Raw genomic sequence first — 17,591 nt, forward strand, 5'->3', positions numbered from 1 at the left:
AGAGGAAGGATCAAGTAAATACTTAATTAAGGCACAACGAATATCAATTTTAGCAGTAGTGATAATAACAGTAGTCACAATAATTCACTTGTATAAAATTTAGTAATTAAATAATACAATAATATTATTAAATGAACATTAAGCGTTTTACTCTTAACTTAGGGAAAAAGGTAATCTTTTGGAGGTAAAAAGCATCAAATAGGTTTTACTTTACTTCACCGAGGCTACGATCATATCTACCCTTCGATTTAATGTTTAAAATGGCGCACTCCCGTGAATACCATGATGATTCCATGTTTTTCAGCACAAGCAATAATTTGTGCATCTCTGATCGAGCCGCCTGGTTGAATAATTGCAGAAATACCTGCTTCCGCAGCAATTTCCACAGTATCAGGAAAAGGAATAAACGCATCTGAGGCCATGACGCCAGCACGAGTATCAAATCCCATTTTTTCTGCTTGCCATAGCCCGATACGGGCGCTCATCACCCGACTCGTTTGGCCTCCACCCATACCCAATGTTGCTCCATTTTTAGCATATACAATGGCATTAGACTTCACATGTTTTACGGCAATCCATGCAAACAACAAATCATCCATCACCAGATTGGAGGGCTTTTTCTCAGTGACTATTTTAAAATCATAACTACCCAAAGAAAGTGAATCATGCTCTTGCACCAATAAACCACCGTCTACTTTTTTCAAATTCAAGCGGAAGGCTTCATCTGATTTCCAAGAACCCGTGGATAAAACGCGTATATTTTCTTTACTGGAAAGAATTTCTTTGGCTTCAGCACTTACTTCAGGCGCGACAATAACCTCTACAAATTGTTTCTCGAGTATGGTTTTTGCGGTATCGCCATCCAATATCTGGTTCAAAGCGATTATGCCCCCATAGGCGGAAGTAGGGTCGCACTGAAATGCTTTGAGGTATGCATCCAAAGAGGATTCACCTAAAGCGATACCACATGGATTAGCATGTTTTATGATGACACAGGTTGGTTTATCGTAGTTATAGGATTTCACACAATCTAAAGCAGCATCTGCATCAAGAATATTATTATAGGATAGCTGTTTGCCTTGAATTAATTGCGCAGCACCCAAAGAGCCGGTCGTTGCATTTTTATCGACATAAAAAGCAGCCTGCTGGTGTGGGTTTTCTCCGTAACGTAAATCGGTCATTTTATTAAATTGGCAAGTTAGGATTTCTGGAAATCCACAGGGGGTGTAGTCGGAATCTAAAGTGGTCAGATAATTTGTTATTGCTGCATCATAGGAGGCTGTGTGCGCGAAGGCTTTCTTAGCTAAACTAAATCCCCAGCCAGAAGGGACTCTTTGTTTTTTTAAATAGTGAATGAGTTCCTCATAGTCTTCAGGCTTTACGACGACAAAAGTATGGGCGTGGTTTTTTGCAGCAGACCGGATCATGGCCGGACCGCCTATATCGATATTCTCAATGGCCTTATTGAAATTACAATCTGGTCTACTGATGGTTTGCTCGAAGGGGTATAAATTGATCACGAGCAAATCGATGGGTTGAATAGAATGCTGTTTTAGAGTTTTTTCATCTTTTTTTCCACGGGCTAGCAAACCAGCATGTATTGCCGGATGCAAGGTTTTCACCCGGCCATCCATCATTTCAGGAAATCCAGTACATTCACTCACATCGACAACAGGCAACTGATGCTCCCTAAGTAAAGCGGCCGTATTTCCGGTGGCAATGAGTTCCACCCCCAATTGGTGGAGTACTTTGCCTAATTCCACGATGCCTCTTTTATCAGATACACTTAGCAGCGCTCTTTTTGGTCTAAATGTGGAAAATGTATTTTCTTGAACCATCATAACTTCCTTAAATTAGTTCCCACCACGGGCAGTGAAATGAAATCAAACCTGAATGGGTTTATCAATTGATTCTATATTTTAAGCGGTAAAAGCCTCAATTAAGACTCTGTAAACGATTTGTGAGCAAAAACCAATAACGTCCATCCTTGAAGATTTTCCTGATGAACCATGTTAAATACTGAAGCATAGGTCTCAATAAGACTGGAAGCTTGTTCTTCCAAAATTCCGGATACAACCAGAAGAGCGTCTGGATTTAATAATTGTTTGAAACGATCTTTCAAGTTCATTAACGGGGCCAACAAAATATTTGCAATAATTAAATCAGCGGGACTAACCAGGACATCCGGCATGCTAATCGTTAATGTTTTTTCATCCAGACCATTTAATCTGGCATTATTTTGAGTTGCTTGCAGGGCCTGCTGATCAATATCCACAGCATGTACGTCTGCTGCGCCTAATTTTAATGCAGCTAAAGAAAGAATGCCTGAACCACAGCCATAATCCACCAAAGATTTATTCTTTAAATCGGCTTGTTCAAGCCAGGATAAACATAATGAAGTCGTAGGATGGGTACCCGTACCAAAGGCTAAACCCGGATCTAATATTAAATTCACTGCATTGGGTTCAGGCGGAATCGACCAGGTAGGGCATATCCATAAGTTTTGCCCAAAACGTTGTGGTTTAAAGTCATCCATCCAGGCTCTTTCCCAGTCTCTGTCTTCTAATATCTCCAGGGTACAGGTTAATTCAGGGTAATTTTGTAGTAAGTGATCGCGTGTGTACTGCGCTTGAAAGGCTTCTGAAAACAGGGCCTGAATAACCACTTCAGGCCATAATGGCGTTGTCCCTGGTTCCGGTTCCAAAACAGGATTGTCATTTTTGTCGGTGAGCATGATCGAAAGCGCTCCGAACTCCTCTAACTCGGTGCTGAACCATTCTATTTCTTGGCTAGGACAATGTTCTATTTTTAATTGAAACCACACAGCATTAATCCTTGAGCATTTTTTCCAAATAGTGAATGTTAGTGCCACCGGCGATAAAAGATTGATCATGGAAAATGCGTTGGTGCAATTCTATGTTGGTTTTGATTCCTTCAATAATGATTTCATCTAGCGCATTTTTCATTCGGACAATGGCTTCGGCACGCGTTGCACCATAACTTATGAGTTTTCCTATCATGGAATCATAATTAGGGGGCACTGTATAGCTACTATAAATATGGGAGTCAAAACGAATTCCAGGCCCACCGGGTTGATGCAATAACTTAATCATACCGGGTGAGGGCATAAAGGTTCTTGCATCTTCGGCATTAATTCGACATTCTATTGCATGACCGCGAAGTTTTATATCTTCCTGGGTCAGGGTCATGGGTATCTCACTTGCAATTTTGATTTGTTCCTTGATGAGATCAATTCCTGTGATCATTTCAGTGACTGGATGCTCCACCTGGATTCGTGTATTCATTTCAATAAAATAAAAACATCCATCCTGATAGAGAAATTCAAACGTACCTGCCCCGCGATATTGTAAGTCCTGGCATGCCTTAACTACAGAGGCGCCAATCTCTTTTCTCAGCTCGGCACTGATACCAGGTGCTGGGGCTTCTTCAACTACTTTTTGGTGCCGTCTCTGCATAGAACAATCGCGTTCACCTAGATGTATGGCCTTGCCTTTGCCATCCCCAAGCACTTGAAATTCAATATGACGGGGGTTCTCCAGGAATTTTTCCATATAGACAATTGGATTGTTAAACGCTGCTTTTGCTTCGCTGCGTGTGAGTGCTATGGAGTTGAGGAGGCTGGCCTCGCTATGTACAACACGCATACCACGTCCGCCGCCGCCTCCAGCAGCTTTAATGATTACGGGGTATCCAATTTTTTTAGCGATTTCAAGATTTTTTTGATCATCTTCCGACAAAGGACCATCTGAACCTGGGACGCAAGGTACGCCGGCAGCCTTCATTGCATTAATGGCAGACACTTTGTCACCCATAAGACGAATGGTATCCGCTCTGGGCCCAATAAATCGAAATCCACTTTGTTCTACTATTTCTGCAAAGTCAGCATTTTCTGAAAGAAAACCATAACCCGGATGAATTGCTACGGCATCTGTAATTTCAGCAGCGGAAATAATCGCTGGAATATTGAGGTAACTTTTTTGTGCTGGAGCAGGACCTATGCATACCGTTTCGTCAGCAAGGCGAACATGCAATAGATCTTTATCTATATCTGAATGTACTGCTACAGTCTGAATGCCAAGCTCTTTACAGGCACGCAAAATACGAAGCGCAATTTCACCTCTGTTGGCAATAACAATTTTACTGAGCATGGATGCACCCTCTATTCTATGACAAACAGGACCTGATCATATTCGACAGGTTCCCCATTATTGACAAGTATTTCTACTATTTTACCGGCGCGATCCGATTCAATTTCGTTGAACATTTTCATTGCTTCAACAATACATAAAACCTCACCTTGCTTCACAGATTGACCAACAGTCACAAAGGGAGGACTTTCTGGCGAGGGTGAAGTATACATGGTTCCGACCATAGGGGAACGAATTTTGTGGCCTGACATCGATGCTGCTGCAGGCTTATTTTCTTGTGGTGCAGCCGCTACCGGAGCAGCATTATTAGTTAGAGAAGAGGCTGCTTCCTGACGCGGAGCAGGCGCAGAAATGTAATGAACTTGGGGTGATTCTACCGTAGGCACGCTACTGTGACGGCTTAACCTAAGCGATTCTTCACCTTCTTTGATTTCAATTTCTGAAATGCCGGTTTCTTCAAGCAATTCAATTAATTTTCTAATTTTACGAATGTCCATTATTTGATTCTCTTTCAATGATTGATGTTAATGCTAATGAATACCCTTGCGCACCCAAGCCACTGATAGTACCTATTGCTATGTCAGAAAAATAAGAATGGTGACGAAAAGCTTCACGTGAATAAATATTACTGATATGTACTTCAATAAAAGGGATGGCAACAGCACATAAGGCATCTCTCAAAACCACACTGGTGTGTGTGAATCCCGCAGGATTAAAAACTATATAATCTACTTTATCAATCCTGGCCTGATGAACTGCATTTATTAAATCTGCCTCAGAATTACTTTGAAAACAGCTTAATGAAAAACCAGCTTGGCTTGCTTCTTTACTTAAACGAGTATTGATATGATCTAATGTTGTCGTTCCATAAATTGAAGGCTCCCGAGTCCCCAGGAGGTTCAGATTGGGTCCATGCAAAACCAGAATTTTTTTCATATTTTAGTAGAATCAAGCAATTTTGGCAGATTTTGCCTGATCTTCCTATAATTGTCTATATATCTCCGAGGATATCTACATGATCTCCACTTTTTATATTTTTTATAATCGTGCTTTAATTGAAAAATTTGCTCGCTTTGAAACAGTAACCTAAACTATGAATTTAAATTATGAATAAATCATTTACCTAATGTAAATGCCATTATGATTCATCTTCCTGAAAAAAGGAATTTTTGATGCAGGAAATGCTTGATCCACAGCAGGGATTACATAAAGTACAACCTGTTATATATTTCGCAATTTTTATGATGATGATATTGGTGCAAATCTCCATTGACCAATATATCCCATCATTACCTGCCATTACTAAAGCGCTAAAGAGTGATGAATCATCAATCCAACTCACTATTTTCATTTTTATGTTTGGCCTTGGGATTTCACATACCTTTTTTGGCCCTTGGTCTGATAAAGTAGGTAGGAAACGTCCTTTAATTTATGGTATTGGGATAAGTATTATAGGATGTTTCTTCTGTTTGTTTGCACATTCAGTCACTGTGTTGACGCTTGGGCGTTTCTTACAAGGGTTCGGCATCGGCTCTTGCAGCTCTGTTGGGCGATCATTAATTCGTGATTTGTTCACCGATCGCTATCTGTCAAAAATTGGATCCTACGTGGGCATGGCAAGTACATTTCTTTTGGTTGCCTCACCCATCTGGGGAGGATTTATACAAGAACATTTTGGATGGAGAGCAAACTTCTTATTTATATTTATTTTAGGTATCGCCTTTTGGGTTTTTATTCTTCTGGTTTTGCCTGAAACCAACAAATGCCTTAATCCTAATGCCACTAAGGTCAGTGTGATATTAGAAAATTATCTTGCTTTATTTAAATCGAAAATATTCTTGGGTTATACCTTATGTGCCTGCTTTGCCTGCGCAGGTTTAGTTGCTTATCTTACTATCGCTCCATTTTTATTTCAAAATGTATTGGGTTTAAGTCCTCTGGAATATGGCCAATTGTCTATTTTTATTGCAACCGCCATTTGTTTGAGTGGAATAATTAATAGTCAATTAGTGATGTCCAAAGGTGTTTCTTTTATGCTGTTCCTGGGGATTCTATTGATGATTGCCGGGGGTGGAATCATGTTAAGCTTTGCTATTGCTGGAATTATGAATGTACTTACAGTGATGGTTCCGATCGCTTTATTTAGCATGGGGGCAGGTTTTACATTCATTAATGCGTTTGCAGGGGTTTTTCATCCTTTTCCACAAATTGCCGGAACAGTGGCAGCATTGTACGTCAGCATGCAGGATTTAACTTCTGCATTGACCAGCGGCATTATTGCTGTGGCCAAAATACAAGGTCAATTTTCGTTGGCAGTGATTTTACTTGTTTTAGGTTTAGGTGCTTTGGCTGCATGGTTTTACCAGGACTCAGTCACCTAAGGACAATAAATCCTGTTTCGACATTCATTAATCCTGATTCCCGCTTCCTTATTGTGTAGACTTTGCCCTCCCTATGCTCCTTATTTCACAACGGTTCTTACGAGTATTTTTAAATATTAATTTAAAAAATTACAAAACTATGCTAGCTTGGATAAGTTTTAGATTTATGGTTGTGTTCACAGGTGTGACTCACTGTTGAAACCATCAAGTTCATCTATAGCTTGATTTAAGGATTATTGGTTTGGCAGGAGATGAGTTGCTTTTCAATTTAGATTAAGTTGCAAATAAGGAGTGGGTTTCCATGCATCATAATTACTATTTATCTCCCTTAGCTGTTGCTTTGGCTCTAGGAATATCTTCTTCCGCGAGAGCCGCAGAACCTATAGATTTACAAAAGGCTTCTCTTGAGCAAATAAAGCAAAAATTTGCTTTGACCACTCAGGGCATCTCTCCCGCTAAAGACAGCTTAAGCTTCATAAGCGAGCATACTGATAATAATAAAATAACTCATGTTCGTTTGCAGCAACAATATGCAGGATTCCCTGTTTATGGTGGCTATGCCATTATGCATAGCATGTATACAGTAAAATCGTTATCCAAAGCACAGTCCAATGTGGCAATGAATGGTGTGATATATGAAGGATTACAAACTGAATTAGGCCAACCTGATGCTTCATTTGTGAAAAATGCAGATGCGGCATTACAACAATTTAAAGCCAAATATACAGGTAAAGAACTACGGGATGAAAAAGTCACTCCTATGGTTTATATCGATGCGCAACATAATGCACATTGGGCCTATAAAGTAAGCGTTTTAGTGGTTCACCAGGATCAAATACCAGAGCGCCCGACTGCAATCATTGATGCACAAACCAACAAACCATTTGTCCAATGGAACGATATAAAAACTGCAACTGAGTCAGTGAGCGGTGCAGGTTTTGGCGGAAACCGTAAAACCAAATTTTATCAATACGGGGTTGATTTGCCCCATCTAGATCTCACTCGAGATAGCAGTTCAGCAACCTGCTTTATGGAAAATTCAGCGGTTAAAGTCATTGATATGGGGCACCGATACAGTTCTAGAAATAAAGCAATGAAATTTAATTGTCCTGCCAATGATTCCAATATTTATCTCACAGGTTATAAAGGAGATGGATATGACAAAGACAATGGTGCTGCTTCTCCGACCAATGATGCACTGTACTCTGGTCATGTCATTCACTATATGTATCAGGAATGGTATGGCGCGAATGCATTAAGTAATTCTGATGGTTCCCCTATGCAGTTAGTCATGCGGGTTCATTATGGTGAAGGGTATGAGAATGCCTATTGGGATGGCAAGCAAATGACTTTTGGAGATGGTGATACAATGATGTATCCCTTAGTCTCTCTTGGTGTGGCGGCGCACGAAATAAGCCATGGCTTCACCGAACAGCATTCTAATCTTGAATACTACGGCCAATCTGGCGGTATGAATGAAGCTTTTTCTGATATGGCCGCTCAGGCAGCTGAATATTATTCGGTTAACAAGAGTACCTGGCAGATTGGCGGTGAGATCATGAAAGAAACCAGTGGTTGGGAAGCTTTACGTTGGATGGACAAGCCCAGTCGGGATGGTGAATCCATAGATACAGCGGATGAATATTATGGTGGTTTGGATGTTCATTATTCCAGTGGCGTATACAACCATTTATTTTATATTTTAGCCAATCAACCCGATTGGAATACACGATTAGCTTTTGATGTGATGGTTAAAGCCAATATGGATTATTGGACTCCATATTCTAATTTTGATGATGGTGGTGAAGGAATGGTGAGTGCCATTACTGATCTTGTAGCAGGGGATCCCAACCACGAGAAGTATCCGTCCACTGCTGTTTGTGATGTTAAAAAATCCTTAAATGAAGTAAAAATTAGTACTAGCCTAGATGGATGTAAGTAATTTTTAAACGGATAAAAATTTAGCCAGAAGTTTGCTTACAGCTTCTGGCTTTTCCATGTGAATGTGATGCCCTCCATCCATTTTTTTTACCGTAAGATTTTTTACTGCTTCTATACGGTTATGCGTAATTTCTGGATCAAAAGAAAAACCATTGCTTGATAAAATCAAATAAGTTTTAACCGTAATTTCCTCTAAACAGGAGAGGATTTGCTTCTCGGTCATCCGCAAAGGGGAACGAACGAGTAAACGGGGATCATGCCTCCAATAAAACTTGCCATCTCTGTCGATAAGACTTCGTTCACAAAGAATTTTAGCGATATCAAAAGAAACATAGCCTTTAAAGGAACGTGCTAAAGCAGCATTATTTATGCTGTCATAGCCTTTGGTTTGTTTGTCTTTTTGGTTGAGTAAATGAGTAAATTCTTTTAACTGTTGGCATGCCGTTTCTTCAGGAAGCGAAAATGGACCTAAACCTTCAATCAGACTCAGTGAGCTTAAACGTTCAGGGATAACACCGCCTACCAAACTGGCCAAACAAGCACCCATTGAGTGGCCTAACAGATGTACCTTCTCGATATGGAGTGCATTGATTATTTCTATAACCACAAAAATTCCATCAAAAAAATGATAATGACATCCTTCCGGAAGATGGGATGAGTGGCCATGTCCAGGTAAATCAACGGCTATAAAATAAAAATCGTTTTCTAAGTAGGAGGCTAAAGGAGCAAAACTGTTTGCATTATCCAACCACCCATGTAGTGCCAGAACAGGCGGTTTTTGAGGATTGCCCCAAGTCCTGCAGGCTATAGAAAAGCCGGGAATGGTGAGTTTTATGGTGTCCATTGATTGTCTTTTTTCAATATAATAAGTAGTCATTATATCGCTACTGCAAATAAGAGAGCTATAATTCATTTAAAAATGAATAAATATTTTGAGCACCTCTTTTTATTAATATTTTATCCTTGTATTTTGTGGGTTCTAATACTGCGCGCTGGAAATTTTTCATAAAATTAGTGTTATGCTTTATACAGAAATTGAAAAAGAGTGAACTATGCATCAAGAAGTACATAGCGTTTCTTTAATCACCTATAACATTCATAAAGGATTTGGTGTCGGGGGAGCCGTTCGATTTTTATTGCCCAAAATGAGAGATGCAATTACCAATTTGAATCCTGATTTTGTTTTTTTACAAGAAGTTCAAGGAGAGCATAGGAAACGTCAAAAAAGAATCAATTCATGGCCTGACTCACCCCAATTTGAATATATTGCTGAAAATATCTGGCCCCATTACCTATATGCTAAAAACGCGGTGTATGAATCAGGACATCATGGCAATGCCATTTTAAGTAAATATGCTTTTGATCGATACGAAAACATCAATTTGGCGAACATTCGTAGGGCATCAAGAGGAATATTACATGCGCAACTGAAATTGGATAATGTAACCATCCATTTATTATGTGTCCATCTAGGGCTTTTTAAAACAGAACGAATGACTCAATGTAACGCATTAATGCAACGCATAAAGGATGTCGTTCCTCACGATGAACCTTTATTGATGGCGGGGGATTTTAATGACTGGCGCACGGTTATTTCAAAGCCCCTGGCTGAAAATTTGAATATAGAAGAAGCATTCGTTTCAGTAGAGGGGCAACATGCTCGTTCCTTTCCTGCTATTCGTCCTGCACTTTGCGTCGATCGCGTTTATTTTCGTGGTATGAAGGTACAGGAGGTCGCATGTTTACATGGAAAACCATGGCGGATGCTTTCTGATCATTTACCGCTTTATGCGCGTTTTGAATTAATTAAGTCTTAATTTATTTCTATGAGGATTATGCCAGAAAATGATGGAGGCACCACAAAAGTGCCTGGTTTAAAAGTGATTGAAAGATAATAATACAAGCAAAAACAGCCAGAATAGCATAACGATTTAAATAAAATAAAAAATTTTTCGACCTTTGGTTTTCTGGAAGTATGTTTAATTCCGCAAGCCAATTGCGAATTGCACAACATACTGGAAAATAAAGTAAGACAATAAGTTCTCCAAAAATACGTGCCTCTATAAAATTTCCTACTAGAAGTAGTCCTACAAAATAAAGTGCAATTAAATACCGTAAAGGCCGATAAATTCGAGGGATATAATCATGAAATGCAAACCAAAATAATGGTAAGCCAGCAAAACAAAAGCAAAATAAAAGCAAATTGAGGTCAGAAAATAACCAATTTAAATTTACTTCAAAATGGGTATAGTTGGTTTTGAAAGCATTCCATTCGATGAGCTTTCCAGAGGTTCCTCTAAGAAAATATAAAATAATTATTCTTGCGCTAAGATATGCTAAAAATGAAAAGATCAAGGGTTTTGAAACTTCTTTAATGCGTTGCCAATTCAGCACGGGTATAAGTAAAACAAGCAGTACAGCGCTTTCCCGGTTTAGGGTAGCGAAAAAAACTAATGGAATATAGTAAATCCACCGAGCGCGAAGACACCAAAAAAGACCTATTGCTGTAAATAAAATTGTGGGAGTGTCGGCTGGGTAAAAAAAGGTCGCATGAGCTCCAACGGTAAAACGATAATTGATGACTGTGACCAAAGGCAAAATTAAGATAAATAACCAACTTAGAAGCCGTGACTCGCGAATACTAAATTCCGTCCTTAGTAACACATAAACCCCATAGTACATGAGTGTAGTGAACAACCATTCAGCCATAAAAAAAAGGTTTTGTGGTTGCACTGGTAACCATGAGAATGGATAGACCAGCAATGGAATTAATATCCTTTGCGCGTAAGGAAAACGTACTGAGAAGTGAAGGACCTGATCAAAAGGGGTTTCTACGAATGTGCGAGTGAGAACAAAATGTAAATATGCATAACCCAATATTAAAGTAATGGTTATAAAACGGGATTTATATCTTAAAAAATCCATGTTCATAAATATCCCACACATGATTTGAGGCTAATGAGCCTGCACACTTATAGTCAATACAAATTTTGATCTGTATTCATGCCATTCCCGCGTAGCGGTAATCTCTCTTCACCAAAGTAAGAAATTAATTGGATAGGTAGATTCCCGCTTACCCGAGAATGACATGTATCGAGAATATTACTAAAACTCAATGAATTGTAAAAAAAAGATAGAACAGTTTTTGATCTAAAAATTTTAGCTATAGGGAAATTTTGTATTCAAACAAAGTCTCCCCAAGGTATTAATTATTCCATAGTTCCGTTGTATTCACCAACACAAGCAAGACTGTTCAATTGAGCGCGTTTTAATAATGCTTCTTGTGCTTTGGTAATATTTGCTTTTTTTCCGCCCCAAGTAGCCAAACAGTCTTCTTGTAAAGCTCTTCCAAAAGAAAAGGTCAGTAGCCAAGGTTGATGATCAATGCTGTTGATGGCATTTAAGTTGGCTGTAGCCTGTTTGGATGATTGGCCACCAGAAAGAAAATTAATTGTAGGTACAGCGGCAGGAACGTTATTACGGAATACACTGATGGTGTAGTCAGCAACTTCATCTGGTTCACTGAAAGGGCTATGGGCCTTTCCACAAGTGACCATGCTCGGTTTTAAAATAATATGTTCCAATTCGATTTGGTGAATAAATAAAGCATGGAATAACTCATGAAGAACGATTTCACAAACTTCAGCACAATGTTCTATGGTGTGATCGCCATCCATTAATACTTCAGGTTCAACTATCGGGACTATCCCTGCTTCCTGGCATGCTGCTGCATAACGAGCCAGGTTTTCTGCCCCCGTTTTTACAGCAGTTAAGCTAGGAGTAAATTCAGAGATCGAATATACATTACGCCATTTAGCAAATTTAGCACCTAATTTTTTAAAATGTTGCAAACGTTCTGTTAATCCATCTAAACCTTGGGTTACTTGTTCGTTTTCAGTATTGGCTAAAGGAACTAATCCTTTATCGACTTTAATTCCAGGAACAATACCTTTATTGGCAAATAATTGAGGGATTGGAGTTCCGTGTTCGTCTGTTTGGCTAAATGTTTCCTCAAATAAAATAACCCCATTTATATATTGCTCCAAATCAGTGGTTGTAGCGAGCAATAATCGATAATCTCTGCGGTTTTCTTCGGTATTTTCAACGCCAATGGAGGAAAAGCGCTTTCCTATAGTGGAATTGCTTTCATCTGCTGCTAATATTCCTTTACCTTGTTGCAGCATGAGCTCCATAGTATTGGACAATTCTTCATAACTCATAGTGTATTTGCTCCTGATCGTTTCGGCCAAAAAGATGCGATTTATACGCTCTGATAAGACCACTCCTCATGTAGAGTAGATTACCGAGCTCTAAAAATCCCACCATTTTGTCCTAATCTAGGGAATTGTCAACAGCCTCGAACCTATCTCGAGATGTATTTTTCACGAATAATTTGTTGCATGGCGAAGCCTCGTTCTTTTAACAAGTTAAAAGACTCATCTATCATTCCAGGATTTCCGCACAGATAAACCACATCACGCTCGGGATTGAGGTTTAAAGTAGGAAAGGCATGTTGTACGTAGCCACTGTACTCGCTTGCTGTTAAATCGTGTGCTGGCTGCCTGCTTAAGTAAGGTCTAAAGGAAAATTTGGGGTACTTTTGGGAAAAATCTAGAAATTCTTGCCCATAAAGAATTTCTTCTCGCCTTTGTACACCTTGCAAAATCACTACTTCAAGTTCAGGATGTTGCTCCATGAGCATTGCGATTTCCTGAAGCATTGCTCGATAGGGTGTAATACCTGTACTGGTGGCGACTAATATAAAGCGTCCGGGAAGATCACCTTTGAGAATAAGCCGACCATAAGGGCCACTTGTCTGGATTGTGTCACCAGGTTTTAAATTAAAAAGAAGTTCAGTACCTGGTCCATTGGCAAAATAACCCGCCGCAAATTCAATTTGATTATCTTTTTTGGGCACATTGGCTATACTATAACTACGTTTTAATGATTTACCTTGATGATCGAAATGAATGGTAATAAATTGTCCGGGTAAATAATTAAAATGAGGCTCTACTTCACAAGTAAAAATGAAATGTTTTACTTTGGGAGAGATCATATATGATTCTTTTAGGGTGATGGGAAATGTGTTTATTTGCATGGCGTATGTCACTTTTACCGTAAAAACTAGAGATTATAACCCTGAAATTAGCTTAATATAAGCAAAAATTATGCATTACCAATTTAGAGACTTATAATTATAGTATGAATACGCCAGATCTTATAGCAATTTTAGGCAACCTTAGCCGTTCGTTAGACCCAGTACAGCATTTGATTACGGGAGCTGCTTATCTTTTGGGTATTTTATTCTTTTGGACTGCAATTTCCAAATTTAGAAAAATCGGCGATCACAGAGCACAATCCTCTTCCCAAGAAAAAATGTATAGTCCCTTGATGTATTTATTTATAGGCGCGGCCCTGCTTTATTTGCCAACAGCTTTAGGCGTTATGGCCAATACATTCTATGGCGTTGGAAATGTTCTCTCCTATTCATCCTATAATCCGACGAATATTTACAGTTCAATGGGCTTGGTGGTACAAACTGCAGGAATCTTATGGTTTGTCCGCGGGAGTGTGTTGGTGGCACAGTCAAGTCAACCTGGTACTCAGCATGGACCCAAAGGTTTGGTATTTATTATAGCCGGTGTGCTCGCAATGAATTTTGATAATACGATAGCCATGTTAAATTATGTCATGGGTAACGTAGCCAATTGGACTATGGCCATTAAAACCAGTCAGGGATATTAGTCACTTTCCTGATTCTCTTCGCCGCATATTCTAAGATTGTTAGCCTTGGCAAAATCCATAATAGATTGATACAGCAATGGACTGGATTCTTTGAGTTTGGGATCAAGTAAGACACATTGGTATCCTTCGCTATTCATGCTAGGGCGTAACAATGGAGAATAATGTATACGACTGTTTTTAAAGCTTGCCAGCGAACCACTCATTCGTTCTGCCCAGTCACTAGGACGGAAAGTTTTTCCTTGAGAAGTAATTCCTTCTATAATGATTGTCTTGTTTTTAGATGCAGCCATATCTTTATACAATATAAATACAGTATGTTAAGTATACCATCATAAAAGCGGTGCTGTACTGAAAATTATTCATTTTGTAAAAATAAATTGTGTTAAATTTGGTTTTCAAAAGTAATTTTTATCCCTATTATGTACATCATGTGAGTGTTTGGTATTTTTAAAGGTTATTAGGAATGGAAAAAGAAAGTCATTCTGGTATATATTTATTGCCTAATTTATTTACAACAGCCAGTCTTTTTGCAGCTTTTTATTCTCTTGTAGCCTCTATGAAAGGACAATTTGAGGCTTCTATCATTGCTATATTTATTGGCATGATCGCAGATGGGCTTGATGGGAGGATTGCGCGCTTAACGAATACCCAAACTGAATTTGGTGCGGAATACGATAGTTTATCCGATATGGTTACCTTTGGCGTTGCCCCGTCCTTACTGGTTTACAACTTAATTCTAAGTCATCTGGGTAAAGTGGGTTGGCTCGTCGCTTTTGTTTACACGGCTGCTGTTGCTTTACGGTTGGCTCGCTTTAATACGCAAATTGAGACAGCGGACAGGAAGTATTTTCAAGGGTTACCTTGTCCTCCCGCCGCCGCAGTCATGGCTTCTTTTGCCTGGATTTGCTATCAGAATGAATGGCAGAACCTGTTTATTGCTGTGTTTAGTGCCATTTTGTCTTTAACTATGTCAGGATTAATGGTGTCTAATTTTCGTTATTACAGTTTCAAGGAAGTGGACTTCAAGGGAAAAGTTCCATTTCTTTATGTTTTAGTTATGATTATATTATTTGTGGCGATTGCAGCGAACCCTTCGTTGGTTTTATTTGTCAGTTTTACTGCTTACGCTTTATCTGGATTATTGATTACTTTAGTTGCCTTAAATAAAATGAGGAAACATCGAAAGCATCAGGAGAAGTAAACAGCATGCAGGGGAGATCTAAAAAATACTATTCACCTTCACCAAAATAATTGTTAATTAATGGGTTAATGCTTCATTCATTTCCGCCTCATCAGGTCCATCGATTTCCATAAGGAGCTCACTGCCTTTATTGGCAGCTAGCATCATGACTCCCATAATACTTTTGCCATTTACAGTTTGAGAGTTACTCGTAATATTAATTTGGCTTTGGTATTTTGATGCCGTAGAAACAAATTTTGCCGAAGCGCGTGCATGTAAGCCCAATTTATTAATTATTTTAATTTTAGTTTTAATCATAGCGCCACAAATGTATCATGAAATAGGCAATAAGTGTAGCTCTGTGCAGCAAGTAAAACTCAATGGAACCTCATCATGAGTTTCACTTTGCTGCCTCAAAGCGACTATGGAGATTCTATTAATCGTGATGTTTTTGGCTTTTTTCTTTGTGCTTCATTAATTGCCGCTCTAATTTTTCAATCAAAGTATCGATGGCAGCATATAAATCTTCAGATTCTGAGCTGGCATGCAGTTCACCCTTATTGACATGAATCGTTGCCTCTGCAATTTGACGTAATTTTTCTACATTTAAAACCACATTAATTGATTTAATTTGATCGAAGTGGCGCTCCAGTTTATCGAATTTTTCTTCCGTAAAAGTCCTCAGGGCAGGGGTAACCTCAATATGATGTCCTGTAATGTGAATTAACATAAAAACCTCCAAGTTACATAGAACCATGATGAAATCATGATCTTTCAATGATTACAAATTATTTTTCTTTCATTAGATGGAGCAATACCCATTGCTTCACGATATTTTGCTACGGTACGTCTCGCTACTTTAATACCCTGTCCTTCTAATAACTGAGTTATTTTACTGTCACTTAATGGTTTTTTTCTATTCTCCGCAGAAATTAATTTTTTAATGAGAGCACGAATTGCTGTAGAGGAGCACTCATCGCCAGCATCTGTATTCACATGGCTTGAAAAAAAGTATTTTAGCTCAAAAACTCCTCTAGGAGTATGGATAAATTTTTGTGTGGTCACGCGTGAAATGGTAGATTCATGCATGTCCAATGCGGAAGCAACATCATTGAGAATTAAAGGTTTCATTGCTTCTTCACCATATTCCAAGAAACCTTTTTGATATTCCATAATGCATGTGCCTACTTTAAGTAAAGTTTCTTGACGGCTTTGGATACTTTTTAGAAACCATCGCGCTTCTTGCAAATTATTTTTTAAAAATTGGTTATCCGCGCTATTGTTTGCCCGTTGAATTAATGAGGCATACTGACTGTTTATGGATAAATTAGGGAGCACATTTTGATTCAATTGAACTTTCCATTTGTTGTTTATTTTTTTTACTGTTAAATCGGGAATAATATACTCTGTTATTTCTTCATGAATTAAGTTGCCTGGTTTTGGATTCAAACTCTGTATCGTCTTCAATACTTCATCCATTGTTTTTTCATTTATATGAAAATTTTTCATCAACTGTTTGTAATTATGCTGTGCCAGCATTTCAATATTTTCATTAATGATTTGTTTGGTTAATGCCAAATGCTCTGCATTCATCGGAAGTTGTTCCAGCTGCACCAGTAATGTTTCGGCAAGGTTTACAGAGGCACAGCCTACGGGATCAAATAATTGCAAACGATGGCGTACGGCTTCAATTTCATCTAAATCGAGTGGATGCTCATCACTGGTAAGACTTGCATGCAATTCATCCACCGATACTGTAAGAAAGCCATCGCCATTCACTGCATCAATTATTGCCGTGGCGATAGCCCTATCCACATCGCTCATCGGAGATAATTCAAGCTGCCATCTTAAATGATCTTGTAAGTTGGTTGTGGTGCAGTGCAGATTATCGAAATTATAATCATTCTCCTCAAACGAAAGTTTTTTGCTTTGGCTTTGATACAATTCAGACCATTGGTAATCATAAGACTCATCATGCTGTTCTTTTATCTCATTGATTTCATATTCTTCTTTCTCTTCATTTGGGGTGGCTTCAAGCATAGGGTTAGATTCGACAATAAGCTGAATTTCTTGTTGTAAATCAATCGTAGATAATTGCAACAGTCTTATGGCTTGCTGTAACTGGGGGGTCAGTGTTAAATGTTGGCTGATATTGAGTTGCAATGATGGTTTCAT

General features: G+C 38.8%; 17 protein-coding genes and 1 pseudogene. 5 read left to right on the forward strand and 13 right to left on the reverse strand.

All coding sequences use genetic code 11. The features are described from left to right. Positions 1-248 precede the first annotated feature (248 nt). The 5 genes from purH to aroQ form a co-directional block, all read right to left on the reverse strand. Positions 249-1,838, reverse strand: coding sequence for a bifunctional phosphoribosylaminoimidazolecarboxamide formyltransferase/IMP cyclohydrolase (gene purH, locus BU07_RS0103115; RefSeq protein ID WP_031563638.1), 1,590 nt, complete (start codon positions 1,836-1,838; stop codon positions 249-251). Positions 1,839-1,939: 101 nt separating this feature from the next. Then, positions 1,940-2,824, reverse strand: a complete 885-nt coding sequence (gene prmA / locus BU07_RS0103120; RefSeq protein WP_031563641.1) for a 50S ribosomal protein L11 methyltransferase — start codon at positions 2,822-2,824, stop codon at positions 1,940-1,942. 4 nt (positions 2,825-2,828) lie between these two features. Further along, entirely contained in the window at positions 2,829-4,169 is a 1,341-nt protein-coding gene (gene accC, locus BU07_RS0103125) for an acetyl-CoA carboxylase biotin carboxylase subunit (protein WP_031563643.1), read from the reverse strand. Positions 4,170-4,180: 11 nt separating this feature from the next. Beyond that, on the reverse strand, positions 4,181-4,666 hold the full coding sequence (accB, locus tag BU07_RS0103130) for an acetyl-CoA carboxylase biotin carboxyl carrier protein (RefSeq protein ID WP_031563645.1): 486 nt from the start codon (positions 4,664-4,666) through the stop codon (positions 4,181-4,183). Further along, positions 4,653-5,105 carry a type II 3-dehydroquinate dehydratase gene (gene aroQ / locus BU07_RS0103135; protein WP_031563647.1) on the reverse strand — a complete coding sequence of 151 codons (453 nt, stop codon included), beginning with the start codon at positions 5,103-5,105 and terminating at the stop codon, positions 4,653-4,655. The genes accB and aroQ overlap by 14 nt, the downstream gene beginning before the upstream one ends. Positions 5,106-5,341: 236 nt before the next feature. On the opposite strand from aroQ, the gene BU07_RS0103140 reads away from it, so the two are divergent. Both BU07_RS0103140 and proA read left to right on the forward strand, forming a co-directional pair. After that, entirely contained in the window at positions 5,342-6,550 is a 1,209-nt protein-coding gene (locus tag BU07_RS0103140) for a multidrug effflux MFS transporter (RefSeq protein ID WP_031563649.1), read from the forward strand. A gap of 301 nt (positions 6,551-6,851) precedes the next feature. Then, complete coding sequence (gene proA / locus BU07_RS0103145; protein WP_031563651.1) at positions 6,852-8,492, forward strand: zinc metalloprotease ProA; 1,641 nt, start codon at positions 6,852-6,854, stop codon at positions 8,490-8,492. A 3-nt stretch (positions 8,493-8,495) separates the two neighbouring features. Here proA and BU07_RS0103150 read toward each other — a convergent pair whose 3' ends face one another. Next, a complete protein-coding gene (locus tag BU07_RS0103150; RefSeq protein ID WP_031563654.1) occupies positions 8,496-9,335 on the reverse strand; it encodes an alpha/beta fold hydrolase in 840 nt (279 codons plus the stop codon). A gap of 208 nt (positions 9,336-9,543) precedes the next feature. Here BU07_RS0103150 and BU07_RS0103160 point away from each other — a divergent pair, with 208 nt between their 5' ends. Then, positions 9,544-10,308 (forward strand): endonuclease/exonuclease/phosphatase family protein, encoded by a 765-nt coding sequence (locus BU07_RS0103160; protein WP_031563655.1) that lies wholly within the window; start codon positions 9,544-9,546, stop codon positions 10,306-10,308. Between the two features lie 16 nt (positions 10,309-10,324). Here BU07_RS0103160 and BU07_RS0103165 read toward each other — a convergent pair whose 3' ends face one another. The 3 genes from BU07_RS0103165 to BU07_RS0103175 form a co-directional block, all read right to left on the reverse strand. After that, positions 10,325-11,422 carry a hypothetical protein gene (locus tag BU07_RS0103165; RefSeq protein WP_031563657.1) on the reverse strand — a complete coding sequence of 366 codons (1,098 nt, stop codon included), beginning with the start codon at positions 11,420-11,422 and terminating at the stop codon, positions 10,325-10,327. A gap of 278 nt (positions 11,423-11,700) precedes the next feature. Next, positions 11,701-12,711, reverse strand: a complete 1,011-nt coding sequence (locus tag BU07_RS0103170) for a class I fructose-bisphosphate aldolase (RefSeq protein WP_031563658.1) — start codon at positions 12,709-12,711, stop codon at positions 11,701-11,703. 143 nt (positions 12,712-12,854) lie between these two features. Then, positions 12,855-13,589 carry a ferredoxin--NADP reductase gene (locus BU07_RS0103175; protein ID WP_031563660.1) on the reverse strand — a complete coding sequence of 245 codons (735 nt, stop codon included), beginning with the start codon at positions 13,587-13,589 and terminating at the stop codon, positions 12,855-12,857. A 104-nt stretch (positions 13,590-13,693) separates the two neighbouring features. Here BU07_RS0103175 and BU07_RS0103180 point away from each other — a divergent pair, with 104 nt between their 5' ends. After that, on the forward strand, positions 13,694-14,236 hold the full coding sequence (locus BU07_RS0103180) for a hypothetical protein (RefSeq protein ID WP_031563663.1): 543 nt from the start codon (positions 13,694-13,696) through the stop codon (positions 14,234-14,236). Here BU07_RS0103180 and BU07_RS0103185 read toward each other — a convergent pair. Continuing rightward, positions 14,233-14,526: a DUF3579 domain-containing protein gene (locus BU07_RS0103185; RefSeq protein ID WP_031563665.1), complete on the reverse strand. Its 294-nt coding sequence runs from the start codon at positions 14,524-14,526 to the stop codon at positions 14,233-14,235. The genes BU07_RS0103180 and BU07_RS0103185 overlap by 4 nt on opposite strands. A gap of 173 nt (positions 14,527-14,699) precedes the next feature. Here BU07_RS0103185 and pssA point away from each other — a divergent pair, with 173 nt between their 5' ends. Further along, the gene (gene pssA, locus BU07_RS0103190) at positions 14,700-15,437 is read left to right on the forward strand and encodes a CDP-diacylglycerol--serine O-phosphatidyltransferase (protein WP_031563667.1); all 738 of its coding nucleotides are present in this window, start codon (positions 14,700-14,702) and stop codon (positions 15,435-15,437) included. A 28-nt stretch (positions 15,438-15,465) separates the two neighbouring features. Here the strand turns inward: pssA and BU07_RS16630 are convergent. From BU07_RS16630 to BU07_RS0103205, 3 genes and pseudogenes are all read right to left on the reverse strand, one after another. After that, positions 15,466-15,734, reverse strand: a pseudogene (locus tag BU07_RS16630) (HPr family phosphocarrier protein). Positions 15,735-15,852: 118 nt separating this feature from the next. Further along, a complete protein-coding gene (gene hpf, locus BU07_RS0103200; RefSeq protein WP_031563668.1) occupies positions 15,853-16,146 on the reverse strand; it encodes a ribosome hibernation promoting factor in 294 nt (97 codons plus the stop codon). 44 nt (positions 16,147-16,190) lie between these two features. Continuing rightward, positions 16,191-17,591: an RNA polymerase factor sigma-54 gene (locus BU07_RS0103205; RefSeq protein WP_031563669.1), complete on the reverse strand. Its 1,401-nt coding sequence runs from the start codon at positions 17,589-17,591 to the stop codon at positions 16,191-16,193.

Origin of the sequence: Legionella wadsworthii DSM 21896 = ATCC 33877 (assembly GCF_000701265.1) — a bacterium.
Taxonomy (GTDB): domain Bacteria; phylum Pseudomonadota; class Gammaproteobacteria; order Legionellales; family Legionellaceae; genus Legionella; species Legionella wadsworthii.